The 24,540-nt window shown below is 31.5% G+C and carries 14 protein-coding genes; 13 read left to right on the forward strand and 1 reads right to left on the reverse strand.

What is annotated here, in order from left to right; genetic code table 11:
* Positions 1-213: 213 nt before the first annotated feature.
* Positions 214-1,803 carry a sulfatase family protein gene (locus tag AC15TD_RS01120; protein ID WP_484450295.1) on the reverse strand — a complete coding sequence of 530 codons (1,590 nt, stop codon included), beginning with the start codon at positions 1,801-1,803 and terminating at the stop codon, positions 214-216.
* A gap of 249 nt (positions 1,804-2,052) precedes the next feature.
* On the opposite strand from AC15TD_RS01120, the gene AC15TD_RS01125 reads away from it, so the two are divergent.
* From AC15TD_RS01125 to AC15TD_RS01185, 13 genes are all read left to right on the forward strand, one after another.
* Complete coding sequence (locus AC15TD_RS01125) at positions 2,053-3,081, forward strand: glycoside hydrolase family 130 protein (RefSeq protein ID WP_484450296.1); 1,029 nt, start codon at positions 2,053-2,055, stop codon at positions 3,079-3,081.
* 6 nt (positions 3,082-3,087) lie between these two features.
* The gene (locus AC15TD_RS01130) at positions 3,088-4,716 is read left to right on the forward strand and encodes a sodium:solute symporter (RefSeq protein WP_484450297.1); all 1,629 of its coding nucleotides are present in this window, start codon (positions 3,088-3,090) and stop codon (positions 4,714-4,716) included.
* Between the two features lie 10 nt (positions 4,717-4,726).
* Positions 4,727-6,199, forward strand: a complete 1,473-nt coding sequence (locus AC15TD_RS01135; RefSeq protein WP_484450298.1) for a sulfatase family protein — start codon at positions 4,727-4,729, stop codon at positions 6,197-6,199.
* A 75-nt stretch (positions 6,200-6,274) separates the two neighbouring features.
* On the forward strand, positions 6,275-10,090 hold the full coding sequence (locus AC15TD_RS01140) for a hybrid sensor histidine kinase/response regulator transcription factor (RefSeq protein WP_484450299.1): 3,816 nt from the start codon (positions 6,275-6,277) through the stop codon (positions 10,088-10,090).
* A gap of 202 nt (positions 10,091-10,292) precedes the next feature.
* A complete protein-coding gene (locus AC15TD_RS01145) occupies positions 10,293-11,576 on the forward strand; it encodes a hypothetical protein (protein WP_484450300.1) in 1,284 nt (427 codons plus the stop codon).
* A gap of 9 nt (positions 11,577-11,585) precedes the next feature.
* Positions 11,586-12,827, forward strand: coding sequence for a hypothetical protein (locus tag AC15TD_RS01150; protein WP_484450301.1), 1,242 nt, complete (start codon positions 11,586-11,588; stop codon positions 12,825-12,827).
* On the forward strand, positions 12,827-15,289 hold the full coding sequence (locus AC15TD_RS01155) for a T9SS type A sorting domain-containing protein (RefSeq protein ID WP_484450302.1): 2,463 nt from the start codon (positions 12,827-12,829) through the stop codon (positions 15,287-15,289). Before AC15TD_RS01150 ends, AC15TD_RS01155 begins: the two co-directional genes overlap by 1 nt.
* Before the next feature lie 12 nt (positions 15,290-15,301).
* Positions 15,302-18,511: a SusC/RagA family TonB-linked outer membrane protein gene (locus AC15TD_RS01160; protein ID WP_484450303.1), complete on the forward strand. Its 3,210-nt coding sequence runs from the start codon at positions 15,302-15,304 to the stop codon at positions 18,509-18,511.
* Between the two features lie 13 nt (positions 18,512-18,524).
* Complete coding sequence (locus AC15TD_RS01165; RefSeq protein ID WP_484450304.1) at positions 18,525-20,114, forward strand: RagB/SusD family nutrient uptake outer membrane protein; 1,590 nt, start codon at positions 18,525-18,527, stop codon at positions 20,112-20,114.
* Positions 20,115-20,124: 10 nt separating this feature from the next.
* Positions 20,125-21,954 (forward strand): sulfatase family protein, encoded by a 1,830-nt coding sequence (locus AC15TD_RS01170; protein ID WP_484450305.1) that lies wholly within the window; start codon positions 20,125-20,127, stop codon positions 21,952-21,954.
* Between the two features lie 57 nt (positions 21,955-22,011).
* Positions 22,012-22,857: an alpha/beta hydrolase gene (locus AC15TD_RS01175; RefSeq protein WP_484450306.1), complete on the forward strand. Its 846-nt coding sequence runs from the start codon at positions 22,012-22,014 to the stop codon at positions 22,855-22,857.
* A 61-nt stretch (positions 22,858-22,918) separates the two neighbouring features.
* Positions 22,919-24,238: a sulfatase family protein gene (locus AC15TD_RS01180; RefSeq protein WP_484450307.1), complete on the forward strand. Its 1,320-nt coding sequence runs from the start codon at positions 22,919-22,921 to the stop codon at positions 24,236-24,238.
* Positions 24,239-24,333: 95 nt separating this feature from the next.
* Positions 24,334-24,540 (forward strand): hypothetical protein (locus AC15TD_RS01185; RefSeq protein WP_484450308.1); only part of this gene is annotated, 207 nt, incomplete at its 3' end.

The raw sequence follows: 24,540 nt of genomic DNA on the forward strand, positions 1-24,540 counted from the left end.
AGAAATAGTACATATGATTAAGAAAGAACAGTTGATTTCAAATAGAAAATCAGTGTTTAAGTCATTCTTATCATTGGCTGCTTAATCACCTAATTTAAAAGATTATATTTTTTAATTTTAATAGATGCGACAGAACCATTGAATTTGATTGTATGTTTAATAAACTAACTAACAGAATGTTATTTTTAATAATAAAAATTTAGATATCAGATTTTAATTATTTTTTAGTTCTAATTTTCCTTTATCAGATTCAAGTCCACCAAAATCTTTATCAGTAATAGATCTGAGCTCTTCTAATGTCATATTATTTCCATATTCATCTTTCATATCGTAAAGTTCTTTTTTCATTTTTTTTATAATGGAAATATGTTTTTTAGAATGTATTAAATTGTTTAACTCTGATGGGTCATTTTTTAGATCATAAAACTCCCATAAGTCCATATCATAATAAAAGTGTATTAGTTTGTAGCGCTCATTTCTAATGCCATAATGAGGTTGTACATGGTGCCAAAATGGATACTCATAATAGTGATAGTACATAGATTGACGCCAATTCTTTGGTGTTTTGCCTTTAAGGTTTTGATAAAAACTTTTACCTTGTACCTCATTTGGAATTGGTATCCCTGCCATATCTAATAAAGTTGGTGCCATATCAATATTTGAAACAATATCCTTAACAACCGTTTTAGGTGAAATACTTTTGGGATAGCGAATTAAAAATGGCATATGGAGAGATTCTTCATACATAAATCGTTTATCAAACCAACCATGTTCACCAAGAAAAAAGCCCTGATCGGAAGTGTAAATAATAATGGTATTTTCTTCCAAGCCTTTTTCTTTTAAATAGTTTAACACACGCCCAATATTATCATCGACAGATTTAATAGTCGCCAAGTAGTCTTTTATGTATGTTTGATATTTCCACTTTCTGAGTGCTTCTCCAGATAGGGTGTCGTTTGGAGATACAATTTCGCCTGGGTTATTGCCGTAGTCAAGCCATTTTGATAGTTCTTTATTTTTTAAAGTGTCTGGAATAGGAAATTTCATATCCCTTCTATTAAAGAAATCCATAGTCATGTGAGTATCTCCAGCTGTTTGTTCTCTATCCGCATAGTCGTCATTAAAAGTATCAGGATATGGTAACTCTTGATTTTCCCATAAGTCTTCATATTTTTTATCTGGAGACCACTCTCTGTGTGGAGCTTTGTATTGCAGCAATAGGCAAAAAGGTGTTTCTTTATTTCTATTGTCTAACCAATCTAAAGCAAAATTGGTTGTGATGTTGGTTGTATAGCCTTTTTCTTTAACAATACTACCATTTTCATTATAAGTTGGATTCCAATATACGCCTTGTTCACCATGGTCAATATGGTATTTATAATAATCAAAACCTTCTGGCGTAGAGGCTAAATGCCATTTTCCAATCATAGCTGTTTGGTATCCCTCCTGTTGAAATGCTTTGGGGTAGGTCCATTGAGATCCATCAAAATTTCCTCCTTTATAGTTTTTATAGTACTTATTAACGTGGCTATACTTTCCTGTTAAAATAGCAGCTCTACTTGGACCACAAATAGCATTGGTACAAAGAGCATTGGTTAGTATCGCACCTTCATTAGCAATTCTATCAATATTAGGCGTGGGTGCAATATTTTTAAACCTATTATTATAAGCGGTAATAGCGTTGGCGGCATGATCATCAGAAAGTATAAAAATGATGTTTGGTTTTTTTTGTGTTTGAGAAACACACTCAGTTATTTTACATCCGTAAAAAAATACAATGAGAGCTATTGCTATTTGCTTCATAACTATTGTTTGTTCGATTCAAACAAATTTAATGTTTAGTATGGGGGATGTGGTTCATTTATTGTGCAAAATTATCTTTTTTCTAACCATTTGTTAAATTTAAATACAGGTTTCTATTTCTTCTTTAATTATATAAAAAATACCTCATTGACCATATTTTCAAATAGATTGACCTAAATAAAAACCTTTAAAAACAATCTTCAAGTTAATATTGAAGTCTCAACACGAACATAAATAAATATTACAGAAATGAAACTCAAAAAATTTGAAGGAAATCCAGTTTTAAGCCCGAATAAAGAAAATACTTGGGAAAACCTAGTTGTTTGTAATCCTGGTGTCTATTACGATAATGGTAAATTTTACATGTTATACAGAGCGGCTGGAGATGATGTAGAACATATTATTAGATTTGGTTTAGCAGTGAGTGAAGATGGATTTAATTTTAAGCGAGTTTATGATGAACCTGTTTTAGGACCAAGTGAAGAAGGACCAGATATGGGGTGTATAGAAGATGCAAGAATCATAAAGTTTGACGACTATTATTATGTAACGTATGCTTATAGACCTTTTCCTCCTGGACAATATTGGAAATTTGAACATGATGAAGTTTTAACTTCAGACCACGGTGCTCATGCTCCTCGTTTTATAAAAAACAATATGGCTAATTCTGCTTTAGCCATGACCAAAGATTTCAAAGAGTGGATTAAGCTAGGTAGAATAACAGATTCTAACTTAGATGACAGAGATGTTATTTTATTTCCAGAGAAAATAAATGGTAAATACGCCATGTTGCACAGACCAAAAGAATGGATTGGAGAAAAATATGGTGTAGAAAAACCAGCAGTTTGGATTCGTTTTAGTGATGATATGTTAGTTTGGAATGAACCAAGCACCATCCTTATTAGTGGTATTAATGGAGGTTGGGAAGAAAAAGTTGGTGGTAGTACACCGCCTTTAAGAACAGACAAAGGTTGGCTAGTTTTATATCATGGAGTTGAAAATGGAGGTTTAGGATATTATAGAGTAGGTTGTGTAATGTTAGATTTAGAAGACCCAACGAAAGTAATTGGAAGAACCAAAGATTATATTATGGAGCCAGAATTTGATTATGAAATTGAAGGGTACTATAAAGGATGTGTTTTTCCAACGGGAAATATGATTATTGATGACACCCTTTACGTGTATTATGGTGGTGCAGATAAGTATATAGGACTTGCAACTTGTGATGTAAATGAATTAATTGAGTTTACTCTAAGTGCAACACAAAACCAAAAATAAATCTTTATGGAATTAACGAATTTTTTAACTAAAGGACCTAGTTGGGTAGATGGATTATCTTGGGCAGACATACTCATTATCGTATTCTATTTTCTATTTATAGTATATCTTGGAATTAAGTACAGTAAAAGTAAAGACGAAAAGTCCTATTTTTTAGCAGGCAGAGGAATGGGATGGCCAGTAATTGGTTTTTCACTTTTTGCGGCAAGTATATCCAGTTCTACACTTATAGGTCAAGCTGGAGATGCATATAGCACAGGTATTGCTGTTTTTAATTATAACCTAATTTCGGTTTTAGTAATGATATTTTTCGCATGGTTTATATTACCATTTTATATCAAATCTAAAATATTTACGATACCAGAATTCCTTGAAAAAAGATTTAGTGCTGCCTCTAGATATTATTTTTCAGCAATCACAATTATTGTAAATATCTTTTTAGATGCTGCAGGATCATTATATGCTGCAGCGATGGTTATGAAAATAGTTTTTCCAGAAACATCTATATTAACACTTTCAATAGTTTTTGCAATTATTGTTGCTGCATACACAATACCAGGAGGACTTTCAGCTGCAATCAGAGTTGATTTAATGCAAGGTATTTTCTTATTAGTAGGTTCTGTTGTACTTACCTTTTATGCCTCATATAATGGTGGCGTTCAATATATAAAAGAATTATTTTTAGAAGGTGATGTTTTAATGAAGCTAGTCAGGCCCAACGATGATCCTTCTGTGCCTTGGTTAGGTATGATTTTAGGGATTCCTATTCTTGGGTTATTTTTCTGGGGAAACAATCAACAATTAGTACAAAGAGTGCTTACTGCCAAATCTATAGACGAGGGAAGAAAAGGGGTTTTGTTAGTAGGTTTCTTAACCATGCTAACCTTGTTTTTAATTATTATTCCAGGAGTTATGTCTATTGATATGTTTCCAGGTTTACCTAAGCCAGACATGGTATATCCAAATCTTATTATGGAATTATTACCCAATGTGTTAATTGGCTTTATGATGGCAGCAATGGTAGCAGCACTTACCTCCTCATTAAGTGGTTTATTAAACTCTGTAGCAACCTTATTTACTATGGATTTTTATACCAAAATTTCACCTAATAGCACTTCAAAACAAAAAGTAAGAGTTGGTAAAATGGCATCTATTACGGTATTAATTATTGCAGTGATGTGGGCACCACAAATTGGAAAGCAATTTGGGACCTTATTAAAATATTACCAAGAAATGCTATCTATGATGGCCCCTCCAATTGTAGCTGCGTTTATATTGGGTATATTTTGGAAGAGAACAAACGCAACAGGTGCTTTTGTAGGGCTTATTGCTGGTTTGTTATTGGGTATTGTTAATGTGGTGTATACTGTACAAACAGGAATTTCAATTTTTGGAGATATTCATTTTTTACTTACGGTTCCTTTTTATTTTGTTTGGAGTTGCTTGGTAATGATAGTAGTAAGTTTAGCTACAAAAAAGCCACCATTAATAAAAACAGATCAGCTTACTTTTTCTATGCAAGAGTTTAGAGAAGAAACCCTAAGTTTAAAGGACAAACCATTTTATTCAAGTTATCGATTTTTATCATATTTACTTATCGGTTTTTGTTTTATTATATTATTCATTTTTTGGTAAAATATAAATTATGAAATTTTTAAAATTATGTAGCGTTGTTTTCTTAATCGTGTTAACAATGCAAGCATGCAATCAAAAAGATCAAGCAAAAAATCCTAACTTTTTATTCATTTTAGTAGATGATCAGCCTTTTGATGCCCTAGAATCTAGCGGTAGATATCCGTTTTTAAAAACGCCAAATATGCAGCGTTTGCAAGATGAAGGGGCTATTTTTAATAATTATTACGTTACTCAATCTATTTGCTCTCCTTCTAGAGCAAGTTTTTTAACGGGTACTTACCCACACATACACGGAGTTAATCAAAATAATGAATATGTAGATCCTGATTGGGAAACTTACAAACCATATAATTCACATTTACAGAAAGCTGGCTATGAAACAGCACATGTAGGTAAAATACACATGGCTCATTATAAAAAGGAGGAACATATTAGACCAGGTTTTGATTATTGGTTCAGTTTTATTGGTCAAGGAGAGTATTTTGATCCAATGGTTAATGATAATGGAAAAGAATACCAAGATAAAGGATACATGACAGATATCTTAACAGATAAAGCTATTGATTGGTTAAAGAAGAAAAGAGATCCAAACAAACCTTTTAGTTTAAATTTATGGCATAAAGCAGTTCATGAAAATCATTCACCTGCACCAAGACACAAAGATATGTATGCAGAGGATGAATTACCAGTTCCACCATACGATACGCATCTTGAGGATTTTAAAGGAAAACCAGAATGGCAAAGAATAAAAGCTTGGGATTCTAAATGGAAGGAATACGTTCATTCTGATACGATTATACCAAAAAAATGGCCTATAAAAGGTGATAAATTTAAAACACTTTTAGAATGTTTAGCTGCAGTTGATGAATCTTTAGGTAAAGTTTTGGCAACACTTGAAGAAATAGGAGAATTAGATAATACCGTTATTATTTATAGTAGTGATAATGGTTACTTTATGGGAGAACATGGTTATTGGGATAAAAGAATAGCATATGAGAGTTCTATGAAAATACCAATGTTAATTAGATACCCAAAGAAAATTAAACCAGGATTAGTTATAAATCAAAATGCTTTAAATATTGATTTAGCGCCAACAATTTTAGACATTGCAGACGTTGAAACACCAAAGTATATGCAAGGAGAATCTATGTTGAAATTGTTTGATGAACAACCAGACCAAAACTGGAGGGAATCTTTTATGTTTGAATATTTTGTGGATGATGCGTATCCTTACGCTGGACCAAATATGCTAGCTATAAAAACAGAACAATACAAACTAGTTGATGCTTTTCTAGAAGATGACATAGATGAATTGTATGATTTAAAGAAAGACCCTGGAGAGATGAACAATCTTATAAATAACGAAGAATATAATGAGGTTGAAAACAAACTAAGAAAAGATTTAGAAAAATTAAAAGTAAAATACAAATACAATCCTGATAGGGATTGGTGGTTAAAAACCCAAGTTCCCCAAAAGCACTAAAAATTAAAACTCAATGGAAATCATTGAGTTTTAATTTTTATCTTTAAGTTTGAATGTACTTCTTTACACCTTTTTATGAGCTATTTTTTTAAATCTTTTTTCTCATTATTCTTAGCCTCAATGACTTTTTGCGTTTCAATTAATGCGCAAGACATAAAGCGCTTAGATACAAATGAAGGGCTTATTAATGGAACTATTAATAAGTTTTCAGAAGATAGTCTAGGGTATCTTTGGATAGGAACCGATAAAGGGATTAACAGATATTCAGGAGTTCAATTTAAAAAATATGATTTAGAGGTAATTACATCTCAAGAAAGTAATGGAATTATAGATATTTTAAACTTAAAAGGTGATTTATTTATGATAAGTCCAAGTGGATCTTTAATTAAATATCTATATGAATTTGATACTTTTAAGGAAATCCTTCATATTAAAAGAGAAAAGTTTTTATCGATTGCTAAACTAAATGAACATGAAATACTAATAAGTCTTTCGTCTGGTTTTATTATATATGATGTTAAGAATAACGAATCTTTGGAAGTCTTCCAGAAAGATTCTTTAATAAATAGGAAAGTAGTTGTTGATCAAAATAAAGTCTATGTAGCTACTCCAAAAGGTTGTTATTTTTATAACTACGATTTTAACACACACACATTAAACTTTAATAAGAAAATATTAGTGCAAAACGATATTTTAGATTTAGCCTTAGATTATAAAAATAGACTTTGGGTAGGTACAGAATTAGGTGGATTATACATTGTAGATAATGACGATATAAATAAAGTTCAATTAAATGAAATTTCGAGTAAAAACTATGCTATACGAAAAATAAAATTTGACAAAAAAAATAATGCCTTAATTGCAATTGACAGATTAGGTCTTTTGGTTATAAATGAAAAATTAGAGGTTGTTGAATCATTTAGTAATGATGTAGATGATTCTAACAGTATCAGTCAAAATAGTATTTATGAAATATTTGTAGACGATTCAAACGCTTATTGGTTAGGCCTTAGAGAAGGAGGTATAAATATTATTTATCAAAAAGATAATGTATTTAAACACATTAAACATATTTTAAACAAATCAGAAAGCATTAACAATAACAATATTAGATCTGTTTATGAAACTTCAAATGGAGATTTATGGTTTGGAACGGAAAATGGGCTAAGCAAATATTCTGGAGGAAGTTGGACAAATTACAATAAGAATCCTCAACTTTTTAATACTGCAGTTCTTACCATTAATCAATATAAAAACGATTTATTGATTGGAACTTACGGCCAAGGTATTCTTAAACTTAATAAAACTTCAGGGGTAGTTTCAAAAAATGCATTGAATTTAGAGGACCCTCTAGATTTTATATTTAATATCAGTGTTTTTAATGATCATTTTTGGATTTCAGGAAGTGACGGTCCATTGATGCATTATTATGATGGTAAATTAATAAATAAGTATCCCATTCGTTTAGTGAGGTCTATAGTAGAAGGATATGATGGAATTAATTATGCAGGTTCAAATTCTGGTTTTTTTGAAATAAATAATAGAAATAAAAGTATCAGAAAAATAAAGTCAGAAATTTTTAACAGTATAAATGAAGTACAAGCACTAGAGTTTGATGCTTTAAATAATACCATTTGGATAGGGAGTATTAAGGGTTTGTATAAGTTTAATTTAAGTACTGAAACTCTAGAAAATATAAGTCAAAAAGCTAATAACGAAATTGGAACTGTCTTTTCAATAAAAAAAGACAATATGCAAAACCTATATTTGGGTTCTATTTCTGGTCTTTGGAGATATAATATAAAAAATCAGTTATTTAGAAAATTTGATGCTCAAGACGGTCTATTTATAAAGCAGTTTGGCGCAGGTGCTTCTGGAAAATTAAAAGATGGACGTTTTGTTTTTGGCGGTCCTGAAGGTGCTGTAATATTTAATCCTTATGATTTAGAAAAGGATAAGCTGGTTTCTAATATTTATATTTCTGATTTTCAAGTAAATGGTAAAAAAACAGATAGCTTAACTTTAAGTAAAAACATAAATTATTTGGAAGAAATAGAGCTAAATTATGATCAAAATTCTATTTCTTTTAATTTCGAGACTATCAAATTTCACGGTTCAAAAAGAAATATATTTGAATGGAAATTAGAAGGTTACGATAATGAAAGTAAAAGTATTTATGGTAGTAATAAAATTACTTACTCAAACCTTAAACCAGGAAATTATGAGTTACAGGCTGTAGGTTATAATGCAGATGGAGAAAAAGGGAACGGAAACTATTCTTTAAAACTAAAGATAAAAAATCCATTTTGGAAAACCTGGATAGCATTTGTTTTTTATACTTTATTTTTAGGAATCTTTATATATCTTCTTATAAGAATTACAAAAGCAAATATTAGAAAAAGAACAGATGAAGACAGAATTAAGTTTTTTGTTGAAGTTGCCCACGATATTCGAACCCCAGTATCTTTAATTCAACTTTTAGTGAAACAACTTTCTAATCAGGAAGATGCTCAAAAATCAATTGAACTTATTCAGAGAAATACAGAAAACTTAAACGAGTATGTTACACAACTCTTAGACTTTCAAAAAATAGACAGAAATCAATTAAAATTATCTGTAAGTAAAATAGATTTGAAAGTTTGTTTGTCAAATATTGTTAAAGATTTTACACCTATTTTACAAAAACAATCATTAGACATTCAGTTAGATGTTAAAAATATTCCTGTTTGGTTTGATGAATTAAAAATGAATCGAATTTTTTATAATTTAATTTCTAACGCAATTAAATATAGTAACGAAGGTGGGCAGATATTAATTAAGGCATTTATAGAGAGAGAGAAATTAAAAATAGCATTTATAGATGATGGTATTGGTATTCCAGAGAAACAACAAGATCTTATTTTTAAACGATTTACAAGAGGAACTAATGTGTCTAATAAAGGAATCCCAGGAACAGGAATAGGTTTAATGCTTTCAAAAAAGATTATAGAACTACACGGAGGAGAAATTATTCTTGAAAGTAAAGAAAATGTGGGTTCTACATTTACAATTGTGCTGCCTCTTGGTACAGAACATTATAAACAAGAAGACTTAGTAAAAGAAACGGAGTCTATAGAAAAATCAAATAATGTTGATGAATTCTTGCATAAGAATAAACTTATTTTATTGGTAGAAGATACCCTAGATTTAAGAAAAGCAATAAAGAATGAATTGGATAAAAATTATACTGTTATTGAAGCTTCTAATGGTAAAGAAGGTTTGTTAATTGCTTTATCTAAAAGTCCAGATTTAATTATTACAGATGTTATGATGCCAGAAATGAATGGTAAAGAATTGTGTAATTTGTTAAAGACCAATTTTAAAACAAGTCATATACCAGTAATTATGTTAACCGCACTTGTTGATGTAGATAATAAATTAGAAGGGTTGCAAATCGGTGCAGATGCTTATGTAGAAAAACCGTTTAATTTAGAGATACTAAAAGCTACAATCAATAATCTTATAAAATCTAGAGAAAATGTTAATAGATTGTTAGAAGATAAAGATGTAACTAAACAACTTAGTCCTGATGAAAGATTTCTTTCTGATGTGATAGAGACTATTAAAAACAATTTAACTTCTAAAGATTTTTCTGTAGATACACTTTGTGAAAATGTTGGTTTAAGTAGATCTAATTTATTTAGAAAGTTAAAAGGATTAATTCAAATGTCACCTTCAGATTTAATTATAAAAATTAAATTAAATCATGCAGAAGAATTAATGAAAAAGAAAACTCATACTCGAATTTCTGATATTGCTTATGAATCTGGATTTAATGATCCAAAATACTTTAGTACGCTCTTTAAAAAGTACTATCAACAAACGCCAAAAGAATTTATAGATTCGAATTAGTGTTTTAAATTCTATTTGTTTACAAACTACGGTGGTTATTTTTTAGCTGTTAATTTAAATTTCCAAATAATTTTAATCTTATTTAAAGCTTGTCTATACTGGTTTTTTAAGACTTTGACTATTATTTAAACCTAGTTGAATTGATAGTAAACCTATTTTTTATAAATATTTTGGATTTTGCAGATGTTTAAATGTTCACACTATGATAAAAAAAAGAACCTTCTACTTTGCAATAGTCTTATTAGTTACTACATGTTTAATTGTTTTTAACATAACAAGTGCTTTTGAGTCAAACAATCGTGAAAGTTTAAAATTAGAATTAGAAGCTTTTAATTATGCTGTAGGAACACAGACAGTAGGTTCTAAATATAAATTTACAGATAAGACTATGTTGGTAGAAACCGCTTTAGAAATAAAGAAAATGGGTTCTAACCTCCTAAAGTTTTCAATGCATCCAAGGTATTGTTCAGAAAACTACGGACTACCAAAGAATGAAAAAATCACTTCGCTAACAAAATTAGCTACTCTAGAGCCATCTGTTAAAGAGGTTTTAGATATGGAATTTAAATACTATCACATTTGGACTTATGGATTTTCACAGTATACACCAGAACCAGTTGGGAAAAAAGATGATACATCACAAATAAAGTTTATTAATGGGTATTCAAAAGAATATGAAGAAGCGCTTTACAATGAAATTTATGAATTTACTTCTCATCTATTAAAAACATATAGTGGTACAGGTAAAGTTTTCTATTTAGGAAATTGGGAAGGGGATTGGCATTTAAGGTCTGATTATGATAGAACTAAACCTGTGAATTTAAAAACATTGGAGGGGATGAAAGTATGGGCAAAAACTAGACAGAAGGCTATAGATGATGCTAAAAGAAATATAAAACACCATGATGTTAAAGTTTACCACTATATAGAAGTTAATTTGGTTAGAAAAGCAATACAAGAGCCTGATGCTAAAGTTGTAGCTAACAGCATCGTAAATGTTGTAAATCCAGATTATGTTTCATATTCTTCTTATGATACTACAAATCCTTACAAAAGAGAAGATGCTTTAAATGTAAATCTAAAAAAATCACTTGATTATTTAGAATCTCAATTATCTCCGAAGGAAGGTTTACCGCGAGGTAAGCGTGTTTGGATTGGCGAGTATGGTAACCCAAGCATTCATTATAATGAAGAAATGCAAAATCTTAGATCAATTTGGACAATTAAGGCTTCTTTAGAATGGGGTACGCCTTTTATCTTGTATTGGGAAATGTACAATAACGAAATACAAAAAGATACAAGAGAACAAGTAGGGTATTGGTTAATTGATGATAAAGGAAAAAAACAAGCCATTTGGCATACCCACAACAAATTTTATAATGAATCTAGAGCCTATATTAAAGAATTTATAAAAGAAAATGGAGCATCTCCAGACTTTGATATTTTTAGAAAAAAAGCAATCACTTTTAAAAGTTTAAACCCTTAATTTTAAATTATGAAGCATTCATTTCTTTTATTATTGATTTTCACAATTACTTCAATTTTTGGACAAAACGGAAGTTATAATAATACTTTTCCTCTAGAGGACTACAACTTTGTATTGGGTACAAACAGTTTTCCTACGAAGTACCAGTTTACTAAAGATTCAAAACTAATTGAACAAGCTAAACAAACTAGAGCACTAGGGTCTAATATCTTCAAGACTACTATTTCAGAAAAAAAATTAAAAGATTATGGTTTAAAAGTAAGCGATGCTTATGACATGATGGATGTTATAGAGCTAATACCTGACTATGAGCAGATTTTTGAGATGGATTTTAAATACTTTTTTTTCTGGGTACATACCGCAACAGGAATAAAATGGAAAAAAGGAATTAGTAAACAACAAGAAAGAGTATTGTACAAAGAAATGTTTGATTTTGCTTCCTATCTTCTTAAAAAATATGACAATACAGGTAAAACATTTATGATAGGCAATTGGGAAGGCGATTGGTTGCTTCATGGTGAGGGGGGGAGAGACACAACCCCATCAAAAGAAACTGTTAAAAATATGACCAAGTGGTTGCAAATAAGACAACGTGCCATAGCCGATGCCAAAAATAAGTCTAAGTCAAAAAATGTTCATATGTATTATTACATAGAGGTAAACTTGGCGGTAAAGGGAATGGAAGGCAAAACCTGTATTACAAAAGATATTTTGCCAAACGTAGATGTCGATTTTGTATCCTATTCAAGCTATGAGTCTAGTAAGAAAAAGGATTATCAAGCCAATAAAGAATCTTTAACAAAAGTTTTAAACTATATAGAAAGTCAATTAAAACCAAAAGAAGGATTGCCTTTTAAAAGAAGGGTTTTTATTGGAGAATACGGAGGCCACGCCTTTGATGATAAACCAAAAACACATCTTAGACAGTTTGACAATGTAAAAGACATTATGAAAATAGCCATAGAGGAAGATTTGCCTTTTGCACTCCATTGGCAGATGTATAATAATGAGTATACAAAAGACGGTAAGTCTAAAAATATGTCATTAATAAATGAAAAAGGAGAGAAAAGACTAATGTATTACCTTCATCAAAATTATTATAAAGAACTGAATGAATACTTAAAAAAGTATAGGCAACAAAATAAAGTTTATCCAACACATGAAGATTTTAAGATAGAGGCATTAAACGTTTTGGAAAGCGTATATAATGAAGTAAGAAAAGGAGTTTTAACATCAATAGATTCGAAGTAATGAAACAGCGTTTTATAAAAAAACAAACTATCACTTCGCTCATTTTATTTTTAGTTTTCTGGAATGCCTTTGCACAACTGACACTAGAGAGTAATCAAACAATAGATTTCTCTTTAGCTGTAACTACTACTAAAAGCGGTAACTGGAGTGATGCTAGTGTTTGGAGCAATGGGCTAGTCCCGTTAGCCACAACCGACATTATAATTAATGATAACCATACTATTTATATAGATATTCAGGGTAGCGCTTCTCAAGAAATCGTGGATCTATGTCGTAATATCCAAATTAAACCAACGGCTGTTTTACAAATGGGGCATAATACGCCTAGCTTCGCTAAAGACTTAAGAATCAATGGAAGTATTTTGTGTAATGGTACTTTTTCTGCTGGTCGAAATCAATCAGGTGCCACAGGAGATGGTTTAATTTACGATTTTAATAGTCGTATTTATTTAAATTTAATAGACGACGTAACGTATGTTTCTGGTTCTGGATATTTTCACCCAAAAGCATTAAGTATTGCTAGTAATTCAGGAGAAAAAGAACTTATTGTGGATCTGTACAATATGGTGATTGATGATAATTTCGCTATCAAATCTAACAACAAAGTAAATACAACTATAGAGCATTTTGCCTATTTAAAAATAAATGGAATTTTAGGTTTAACAGGAAGCGATTATCAATACAGTTCACCAACTGCAAAAGCAAGTCTCACTATCAAAGGAATCGTGGTTACAAACGATGTTAGTCTATTTACAAAGAATACATCCTTAGGAGAATCTACATCTCTTACTATTGAAAACCAAGGGGTTTTATACACACAAATTATTAATAAAAATATTACTAGATTATCAGAAGCTGCTGGTTTTAATTTTACAATAAATTCAGGTGGTTTGTTTCGTTTAGGAGAAAACACGGCCATAGAAAGTGTTACGACCGGCAACCCAAACTTTACCTTTACTAATAATGGTGAAGTGAGAATACACTACCTAGCCACGCAATCAAGCAAAGAAACTATTACTACTAAACTTGATGAATTTGACCCAAGTAAGGGTGCCTCAGTTCCACAAATCAAAGATGTTTTTGGATCAAGTCATATTGCTGGCTGGTATAATTTTACAGACAAACCATATTTAATAGAAGGCTTAGATATCTATAAAGAATTCGGAGCAACCTCTTTTAAAACAACTTTAACTTCCATTAATGGGAATATGAAAAATGCCTATCATTTTAATCATACTTGGCCTAATTTTAATACCCTAAAAGAAGTTGCGCAGCATTCAATGATGGATGCTTTATTCACAAGAGACCATATTAAAAAACACACTTTTTGGACGACTACTAAAAACCAATCATTTTATAAAAATGGTCCAGATTTTAATCACGAAAACTATTTAGATCAAGAACAACAATTTTATGATTTGACAAAATATCTTCTAGAAACCTATGGTTCTTTAAACAAAACATTTACCTATCAGAATTGGGAAGGTGATTGGATGTTAAGAGGTCAAGGTGTAAATTGGGAAGGAGATCCTTCTTTAATTCCTGATGATGTAGATTGGAAAATGGAAGGAATGGCACGTTTGTTTAGAGCAAGACAAAGAGGAACAGAACGAGCTAGAAATGAACACACCGACGCTAATTCTAAAGTATTTCATGCTATTGAATTCAATAAACTTTGGATGCAAAAAAATGGCACAAGAATTACCATGATGCAAAATAATACTCCTAGTGTTTTAGGAAATATTATTCCTTCCACAAGAATCGATTTGTCTTCTTGGTCTGCTTATGATGGAGGTTGGTATGATGCCAATAATCCTCTTGGACATGCCATGTGGAAGGGACTAGAAGTAGCGCGCTATTATACCAATGAAACGGGTGATTTAAACGCAGATTTCCCTGTGCAAATTGGAGAGTTTGGGATAAACGAAAACCCACCTTATTACCAAGGAATAACAGTTCCCAAAGGAATCACAAATAGATATGAAAGGTATATTGGAGTGGCATTAGGCCTTGGAATCCCCAACTTTTATTTATGGAATCTGTATGGAAATGACAAAGCTGGGCCAGATGGTTTTACTTGGGAAAAAGACACACAGTATGACACGGATTTTTTAAATCAATGGCTTGTGGGTAAATGGCTCATAAAACCTGATGGAAGTTGGGGTGTTGCTGCTAGTTTTTTAATGGAGCAATGGGCTGTGCCACTTTCATCTGATAACTCTTTAGAAGTCAATAATCAGCTTATATTATATCCAAACCCTGCTAAAAATTTTATTCAACTAAAAGGGTTGAATGATAATACCAGAATTTCAGTTTTTGATATAAATGGCAGAATGATAAAAAATGTAATCTATTTTGAAAATGATGCCATTGATGTTACCAAGTTCAATACAGGAACCTACATCCTTAAAATTCAAGAAAATAATCGCTTAATAGCATTCAAAAAACTAATTATAAACTAATAATCTATAATGATGAGAAGACTAATTCTATTAATTTTATTGTTACCTATGGCATCTTTAGCCCAAGAAATTACTGTAAAAGGTAATGTATTAGATGAAGAAACTAAACAACCGCTTCCAGGTGTTTCTGTTTTAATAAAAAACACATCTCAAGGAGCAGTTACTGATTTCGATGGATATTTTCAATTAAATGCAACAAAAGGTGATATTCTCATTTTATCATACATAGGTATGAGAACAAAAGAAGTAGCTGTTTCTTCGCCTACTATTCAAATTTATATGGAAACTGACATATCACAGCTTGACGAGGTAGTGGTTAGTGTCGGCTATTTCGATGTTAACAAAAAAGATCTATCTGGTGCCATATCACAAGTAAAATCTGAAGATTTAGAAAAGCAAAGAACACAAACTGTTGAGCAACTACTACAAGGTCAAGTAGCTGGTGTTATGGTTACAGAGAATGGAGAACCAGGCGGAGGTATAGCAATTTCAATAAGAGGTACAAATTCTTTTTTAGGGGGCACTCAACCTTTATATATTGTAGATGGTATTCCAATAGATCCTGTAACAGATGCAGATGGAAATGGTGGTGCTGGTGAATCTCAAAGCTCGTTGAATTTTATCAATCCAAATGATATTGAAAAAATAGAAGTATTAAAAGATGCTGCTGCTACTGCCGTTTATGGAGCAAGAGGTGCTAATGGCGTTATTCTTGTAACAACAAAATCTGGAGGAAAAGAGGATGGGAAAGACAATTTAAATATAACAGTTGATACATTTATAACTAATGTTGCCAATAAAATTGATGTTATGGATGGTCCAACTTTTGAAGATTATATGAATAGAAGATCCATCAATCAACTGTATTTAAACATATCTAATCCAAACTATAGTAATGGTCCAGGTGGTCCATTTGATGGCTCTCAAGCTTTAACAGCTGCAAATTATCCAGAGCTTGATACTTTTACAATACCTTATTTAACTAGTACTGGTGTAAATACAGATTGGCAAGATGAAGTATTTCGTCAAGCCGTATCTAAATCTTACAACGTTTCTTACAGGGGAGGTAATGCTAAAAACAATTTATTAGTCAGTTTAGGTTTATTGGATACAGAGGGTGCAATTATAAATACAGGTAATAATAGAATAACGTTGAATGTGAATGGACGCAAAAAAGCATTCAATGATAAAATTGACATCTTCTCTAAAACTAACATTTCATATAATAAAGGGAATGCCGCCTCAATTGGTAATGGCGATTTACTCTTAAATAGAAGTGTTACATCACAAACTCTTCAATTTCAACCTATTTTTGGATTATTGGAGCCTGGAGAAGAAGATGACGTTTATGCAGATTTAAATGACAATGTAATTTCTAACCCTTTTACGCTAGCTAGAGATGTTATAGATATAAAAGAAAGTTACAACCTTCTCCAAAATGTGAGTGTTACAAGCAAAATAACCCCAAAATTAACAGCTATAGCTAGAGGTGCTTTTAACATTCAAAGAAGTAATAGGGATATTTATTATCCTACCAAGACAACAAGAGGTAGAAGAAATAATGGAGAGGCATCTCAAGCTAACAGACAATATAGAAAATTATATGGTGAAGTCAATTTAAGATATAGAAACCGTTTTGGTAAACATCGTATAGATGCAGTTGCTGTTGGAACAGTTGAGGATGTCAGTATAAGAACCATGTTTAATAGAGCTTTTGGTTTTGGAAATGATGTGTTACAATTTTATAATCTGGGTGCAGCTACAGATATTTTACCTCCTGTATCTAATTTTATAAACAAAAGATTAGCGTCAGGAATTGTTAGAGTTGGTTACAATTACAAAAGAAAATATTTTTTAGATGTTAATGCCAGAATAGATGCTTCATCTGTATTAGCAAAGGGCAATAAAGCAAACTTTTTCCCCTCGGCAGCATTAGCTTGGACAGTTTCTGAAGAACCTTTTTTAAGAAAATCAAATACTATTTCTAACCTTAAATTGAGATTGTCTTATGGTAGAGTTGGTAACGATGCTATTCCGCCTTTTCAATCTTTGCCTCTAGGTGAAGCGATACGTTATAATTTCAATGGTCAAATTGCAACAGGAATTATTGAAACAAACTTACCAAACCCAAATTTAAAATGGGAACTTACAGATCAGTTAAATTTTGGAGTAGATTTAGAGCTCATAAATAAAATAAACGTTACTGTAGATACTTATTACAAACTAACTAGCGATTTACTACAAAATGTAATTTTGCCAGCCTCAAACGGTTTTGTTAGAATATTAGATAACTTTGGCGAGGTTGAAAATTATGGATTAGAAATTGGTATTAATGCAGATATTATAAAAAGTAAAGACTTTCAATGGAATTTTGGTACAAACTTTACATTAAATAGAAACAACCTTAAAAGCTTAAATTCAAATTTAGAGTTTCAATTAGGACCTAATGTAGGTTTTGCACAAGAAAACCCAATTTTATTTAAAGTAGATAGCCCCTTAGGTATTTTTTGGGGAGCTCAAACTGATGGTATTTACGAATCTTGGGAAGAAGCAAATGCAAGTGGTATTGTTGGTGCTGCACCAGGAGAAATTAGATATAAAAACAATGACACCAATACTTTAGACGGCAATGGTAACCAGGTTATTAACTTTGATGATTATGTGCAAATTGGTGACCCAAACCCAGATTTTAATATTGCTATTACCAATAATTTTAATTATAAAAATTGGGACTTAAGCCTATTGGTTACAGGACAAAAAGGAGGCGATATTTTTTGGGTAGATTCATGGCCTATAAATGGTAATTCAAACTCTAGAAATGGCTTAGCATCTGCTTTTTCTGATTCATGGAATGCACCAATAGATTTTGATGCAAATGGTCAAGTTTTCTATGATCCTGCAATTGGTAATACATCCGGAGTTGCAAATCCAGCTCCAATTATAGATTCAAATGGGCCTAGAATAATTTCTTCAGATAGAAATATTTATGATGGCTCTTTTATTCGATTGAAAAATATTAACCTTGGTTATACTATCAATCTTAAAAGTACAGGAACTTTAAGGGTTTATGCAACAGCTCAAAACCTAATCACTATTACAAATTATCCTGGTTTTGACCCTGAAGTTTCAACCTTTAATAAAGACCCTCAGCGAAGAGGTGTAGACTTTGGAGGTTACCCAGGTGTTCAAACCTATTCTATTGGATTAAACTTTAATTATTAAAAATCTACTTAAAATGAAAACTCAAGATATACAAAAATTAAAAATAATCTGCTCAATACTATTTTCTTTTTTAGTATTTACAAGTTGTGAAAGCTACCTTGAAGAAAATCCACTAACACAAGTAGATATTTCAGCCTTTTATCAAAATGAATCTGATGCTTTGGCAGGTTTAACAGGAGCGTATGCACAGCTTAAAAGTACTAATGGTTATTATAGACAGCAGTTCTTATCAAATTTATATGCATCATCAGATCAAGGACAAAGTAGTTTTAATCATCGAGATTTTAGATTTGGGACCATTACAAATAGTGAACCTTTAATAGAACGATCTTGGATAGATATTTATACAGCTATTAAAGATGCTAACAACGTTATTGCCAGAGTTCCTGAAGTTCCAGAAATAGACGAAGAACTACGTTTAAGAATTTTAGGTGAAGCTCGCTTTTTAAGAGCGCTACACTATTTTAATCTAGTAAGATGTTATGGTGAAGTGCCCTTAAGAACAACACCTGTAAAACCTGGTGAAAAAGGGTTGCCATTGTCTCAAGTAGCAGATATTTATAACGTTATTGTACAAGATTTAGAATTTGCAGCAGAAAACTGTTGGGGTTTTAATGAAACTAAAAACGGTTTTAATAATAATATTGGTAGAGTTACCAAAGCATCGGCTCATGCTATGCTAGCAAAAGTATATGTGCAAATGGCTTCTTCATTAAGAACAGCACAAGCGGGACAATCTGGTAATGCTGCATATCTTACACTTACAGAGTCACCAAATTTTTATTATCAAAAAGCAATTGATCAAGCAAACCTTGCATTACAAGAACCATATTATAGTCTAGTATCTAGTTTAAGTGAATATGAAACTATTTTTGATGCTAATAATGGTAATAATCCTGAAATGCTTTTTGACATACAAGGAGCATCAATAGCAGGTCAAGGAACTGCAGTATCTAATCTTTTTAGCCCTCGTAACTCTGGTTTAGCTGGTGGTGGTTTTGGGGGTACCAATAGGCTAGAACCTCGGTTTATCAATCAAAGTGTAGATAAGTTTGATCCAAGATATATAAATTCAGTCATTGATTTTTACCAAGACGAAACCAGAACTTATCAACTTGGCTCTGGCCTAACAGGCTATATAAGAACTTTTACAGCAACTGGAGCACCCAATGGTAACTTGTTTAGAGTATTTACAGAAAAATATATTGATACAGATGCGACTACTGAATACACCAGTCAGCAAAATTGGCACGTGATAAGGTTGGCAGATGTGTATTTATTACGTGCAGAAGCGTTAGCAGAATTTAATCAAAATCCAGCTTTAGCAAATCCAGATATTAATATCTTAAGAACACGTGCTGAAATGACTGATATGTTTGATGGTACAGGAATGACTATGGAAGATTTTAGAACCGCTTTACTAAGAGAAAGAGGTGTAGAATTATTTATGGAAGGACATCGCTTTTTTGATTTAACCAGAATGGGAGTTTATGATGAATATTGCAAAAGAACTTATGGTAATAACGTAGGGGCTAGAGGTCCAGAAGATTATACTTGGCCAATTCCTTTAATTGAATCCTCTGCAAACGATAACATAGACTAAATTTATTTTAATGAAACTTAGATATTTCTTTTTTAGTTATTTATTTGGGCTGAGTTTTGTTTTTGCACAGCAAAATAAAACCGACAAGCCTAATGTCGTATTTATCATTTCAGACCAACATAAATTAGAAGCAACTGGTGCATATGGAAGTAAATTAGCAATAACACCTAATATTGATGCATTAGCTAAAACAGGCGTAATTTTTAATAACGCCTATACTCCTGCTCCAGTTTGTGCACCTGCGAGAGCATCATTAGTAACAGGTATGTATCCTTATGCTAATGGCGCCATATACCATAAAGCTCCAGTTAAATTGCCGAACGGTAAAATAAAAAATTTAGGAAGTGGTTATTTAAGAGAAACTGGATATCATGAAGGCATTAAAACGTTACCAAGTATTTTTAGAGAACAAAATTATGTCACAGCAGCTCCAGGAAAAATGCATGTTCATGGTGAATTACAGAAAAATGTAGATGAAGACCATAAAGAAGGAAATGATTTGGGTTTTGATGAAATAAGTGTTCGATATTACACATATTTTCCTGGAGGGCATTATCAAGATATTGTAGGTGAAGATGCCTACATGCGCTACAGACAATTTAAAAAATACAAAGATGTCTATAATAAAGGTGCAATGCACTTAAATGAAGGCTTTGTTACTGCGCTAGTTAAAGAAGATGAAGATAATTTTGACATGGTAGTCGCTAAAAAAAGTGTTGAATTCATAGAGCAAAGAGCTAAAGATGGTAAAAACTTTTTTCTTCATGTAGGATTTGAAAAACCGCATGCGCCGTTTACTACCACTAAAAAATATTTAGATCAACATAATCCAGATGACTATGAATTACCAGCAACTTATAACGATTGGTATACTAAAGGAAAGTATCCATGGACACCAAATTGGATTCATTCCGGAATTCCAAAAAATCTTACAAAAGCAAAAAATGTAATGGCTGCATACAATGCTTGTATTACAGAAATGGACGATATGGTGGGTAGGGTTGTAAAATCGTTAAAAGATAAAGGCTTGTATGAAAACACCATTATTATTTACACAACAGATCATGGAGAGCATTTATTTGAGCATGGATTAAGAGGTAAACATAATATGAATGAAGATGCCGTGAACGTTCCTTTTATCATTTCTTATCCTAAGCTGTTTCAGCAGAATGTATTTAACAATACCAATGTTAGTTTTGTAGATTTAATGCCAACATTAGCAGAATTGATTAATGGGGAAATTCCAGAAACGGCTCAAGGAATTTCACTGGTCAATGTATTGAAAGAAGGGACGGAAATTAAAGATAGAGTAGTTTATTCAGAATTTAGAGGTGCAGACTACACATTGCTTCCTGAAGTTAAAAATGTGCCTTCAAGAATGATGAAAAAAGGGGATTATAAATTTATTTATACGCACGGTATTATTGATCAACTATACAATTTAAAAGAAGATCCCGATGAATTAAACAATCTAATCTTTAGTGATAAGCATCAAGATATATATAGAGAAATGTCTTTTCAAACATTGGCTGATTGGCGCTTTCAAGAATATGCTCCCATAAAAATTCAAAAAACTAATAACAAAATTTCATGGCCACAATCTCAAGACTTTAGTAGCTATGGTATTTATTTTTCAAAAAATAACGATATAAAGGAAGCTAAGTTAATTGCAAATAATATTCAGGAAAACTATTTTGAGGGTTCTTCAGCGGGTTATTATTGGCTTGTTGCAAAACCAAATCTGTCAAAAACATCAAAATTTTATGGAGATGACGTTCCTGTAGCAATAGAAACGTATTCTTATACGCTTCCTATTTCTGATGTGATAAAAATTAATTAATCTATTAGCAGTTATAATTTAAAATTATAACTGCTAATTTTATAAACGAATAATCTAATGGATAGAACATACAGCATTGCTATACTTGTCAGTTTGTTTTTAAATATTTCCAGTCTTTTTTCACAAGAAAAAATACAGTACAAACAAATTGATACTACTAAATTATTGATGGAAATATGCACTCCAGAGAAGCTAGATAATAATAAGAAATATCCAGCAATGGTTTTCTTTTTTGGAGGTGGTTGGAACAAAGGTAGTATCACTCAATTTAAATCCCACGCTACCTATTTTGCTCAAAGAGGATTGGTTTGTTTCTTAGTGGATTATCGAGTAAAAAACAGACAAAACACCACGCCTTTTGAATCATTAAAAGATGCAAAATCGGCAATTCGTTATATTAGGACGCATGCAGATAAATTTCAAATAGACACAACTAAAATAGTTGCTGCAGGAGGGTCTGCTGGCGGGCATCTTGCTGCAGCCGCCGCACTCATTAATGTTTATAATGAAAGTTCAGATAACACTGCTGTAAGTTGTAAACCCAATGCTTTGGTACTGTTTAACCCAGCTATAGATAATGGCCCGGGAGGTGTTGGTTATAGTAGAATAGGAGATAAGTACACAAAATTTTCACCCATGCATAACATTCAAAAAGGAGCACCACCTACTATTATATTATCAGGAACAGCTGATAATCTTATACCAGTAGAAACTATTAAAAAATATGAAACCTTAATGTTGCAAGCGGGAAGTATTTGTGAGGTTAGACTTTATGAAGGAAGAGATCATGGGTTTTTTAACTACAACAAATTCGAAAATTATAAAAGCACACTTATTGAAGTGGATATGTTTTTGCAGTCTCTAAACTATTTAAAAACACTACCTGTAGTAGAAATTAAATAATAGAAATTTTTTTTTAAAATATTTTTTAGGATGAAACGAACTCTCTTAATATTAAGATATAATGCATAGAATACTAATCATATTAATTTTAAGTTTTTTAATCTTTATATCTAAATCAGGGCACAGTCAAGAAAAGCCTAATATTATTTTTATTCTTGCTGATGATCTTGGCTATGGAGATTTATTAAGTTATGGAGCCAAAGATATACAAACACCACATATCGATAGTTTAGCTAAAACCGGAATTAAATTTACTAATGCGTATGCCAATAGTACTGTTTGCTCGCCAAGTAGAGCCGCCATTTTAACAGGTAATTATCCAGATTGGGTTGGGGTGCCAGGTGTAATTAGAGATAACCCAGACAATACTTGGGGAAATCTTAAAAACGAATTAACCACATTGCCAGAATCACTTCAAGAATTAAACTACCAAACAGCACTTATAGGAAAATGGCATTTGGGGTATACTTCACCAGATTTACCTAATAATAGAGGTTTTGATTATTTTAAAGGCTTTGTGGGCGATATGATGGATGACTACTATACCCATAGAAGAAATGGGTTAAATTGGATGCGTGAAAATGAAAAAGAAATCGATCCAGAAGGACACGCAACAGACTTGTTTACCGATTGGACGATAGAGTATTTAAACAAAAAATCTACTAACAAAGAACCATTTTTCTTATTTCTTACCTATAATGCACCTCACGACCCTGTGCAACCACCCACAGTGTGGTTAGATAAAATAAAGCATAGAGAACCTATGGTTTCATTACAGCGACAAAAATTAATTGCTTTAATAGAGCATCTAGATTATAATATAGGAAAAGTAATAACCCAATTAAAACAGCAAAATCTATACGATAATACCATCATTATTTTTACTTCAGATAATGGAGGTGCTTTACAATATGGCGCTAGTAATTGGCCGCTTTCTGGTGGAAAAGGAGATCTTTTAGAGGGAGGTATAAAGATACCCTGTATTGTAAAATTACCATACCAAACTTCAGCTATAAAAAGTGATGAAAAGTTTCTGTTAATGGATTTTTACCCAACACTCATTAAATTAGCTGGTGGTGAAATTGATACCGCATTGCCATCAACAGAAATTAAAGCGATCAACCAGCAAGTAACAAACGACAATCGTTATATGGTTTGGATGCGAAGAGAAGGGCATAAATTTGGTGGAAGGATGTATTATGCTATTTCAGATGGTGAATATAAATTGGTTCAAAAAAATCCTTTTTCTCCTTATCAATTATTTAATTTACTACAAGATCCTAAGGAAACAATTCCAATAGAAAATTCAGAAAAATCAACAATTCTTAAAAATAATTTAATGAAGCATGTGCAGAAATCAGGTGAAATACCCTGGCAATAAACTTGTTGGTTTGTTTTTAAACCTATCTGACTTGTACTAAAACTTTTTTGCACAATAAAGAAAATATATTTATGCAACAAAAACATATAAAACTTATGAAAGCAATAAAAACAATTATTTTACTACTCATTTTTTCATTTTCATTTCAAATGAATGCTCAAAAACCTGAAAAAAAAGCTCAAAAGTTTACAGATGAAATGACGGAGGTATTATCCTTAAATAAAGAAGAATCTAAAGCCATTTACGAAATTCAATTGGAGCGCTTTAAAGAAAATAAAGCTATAAATAAAAACTATGCTGAT

The organism is Yeosuana sp. (genome assembly GCF_057126245.1).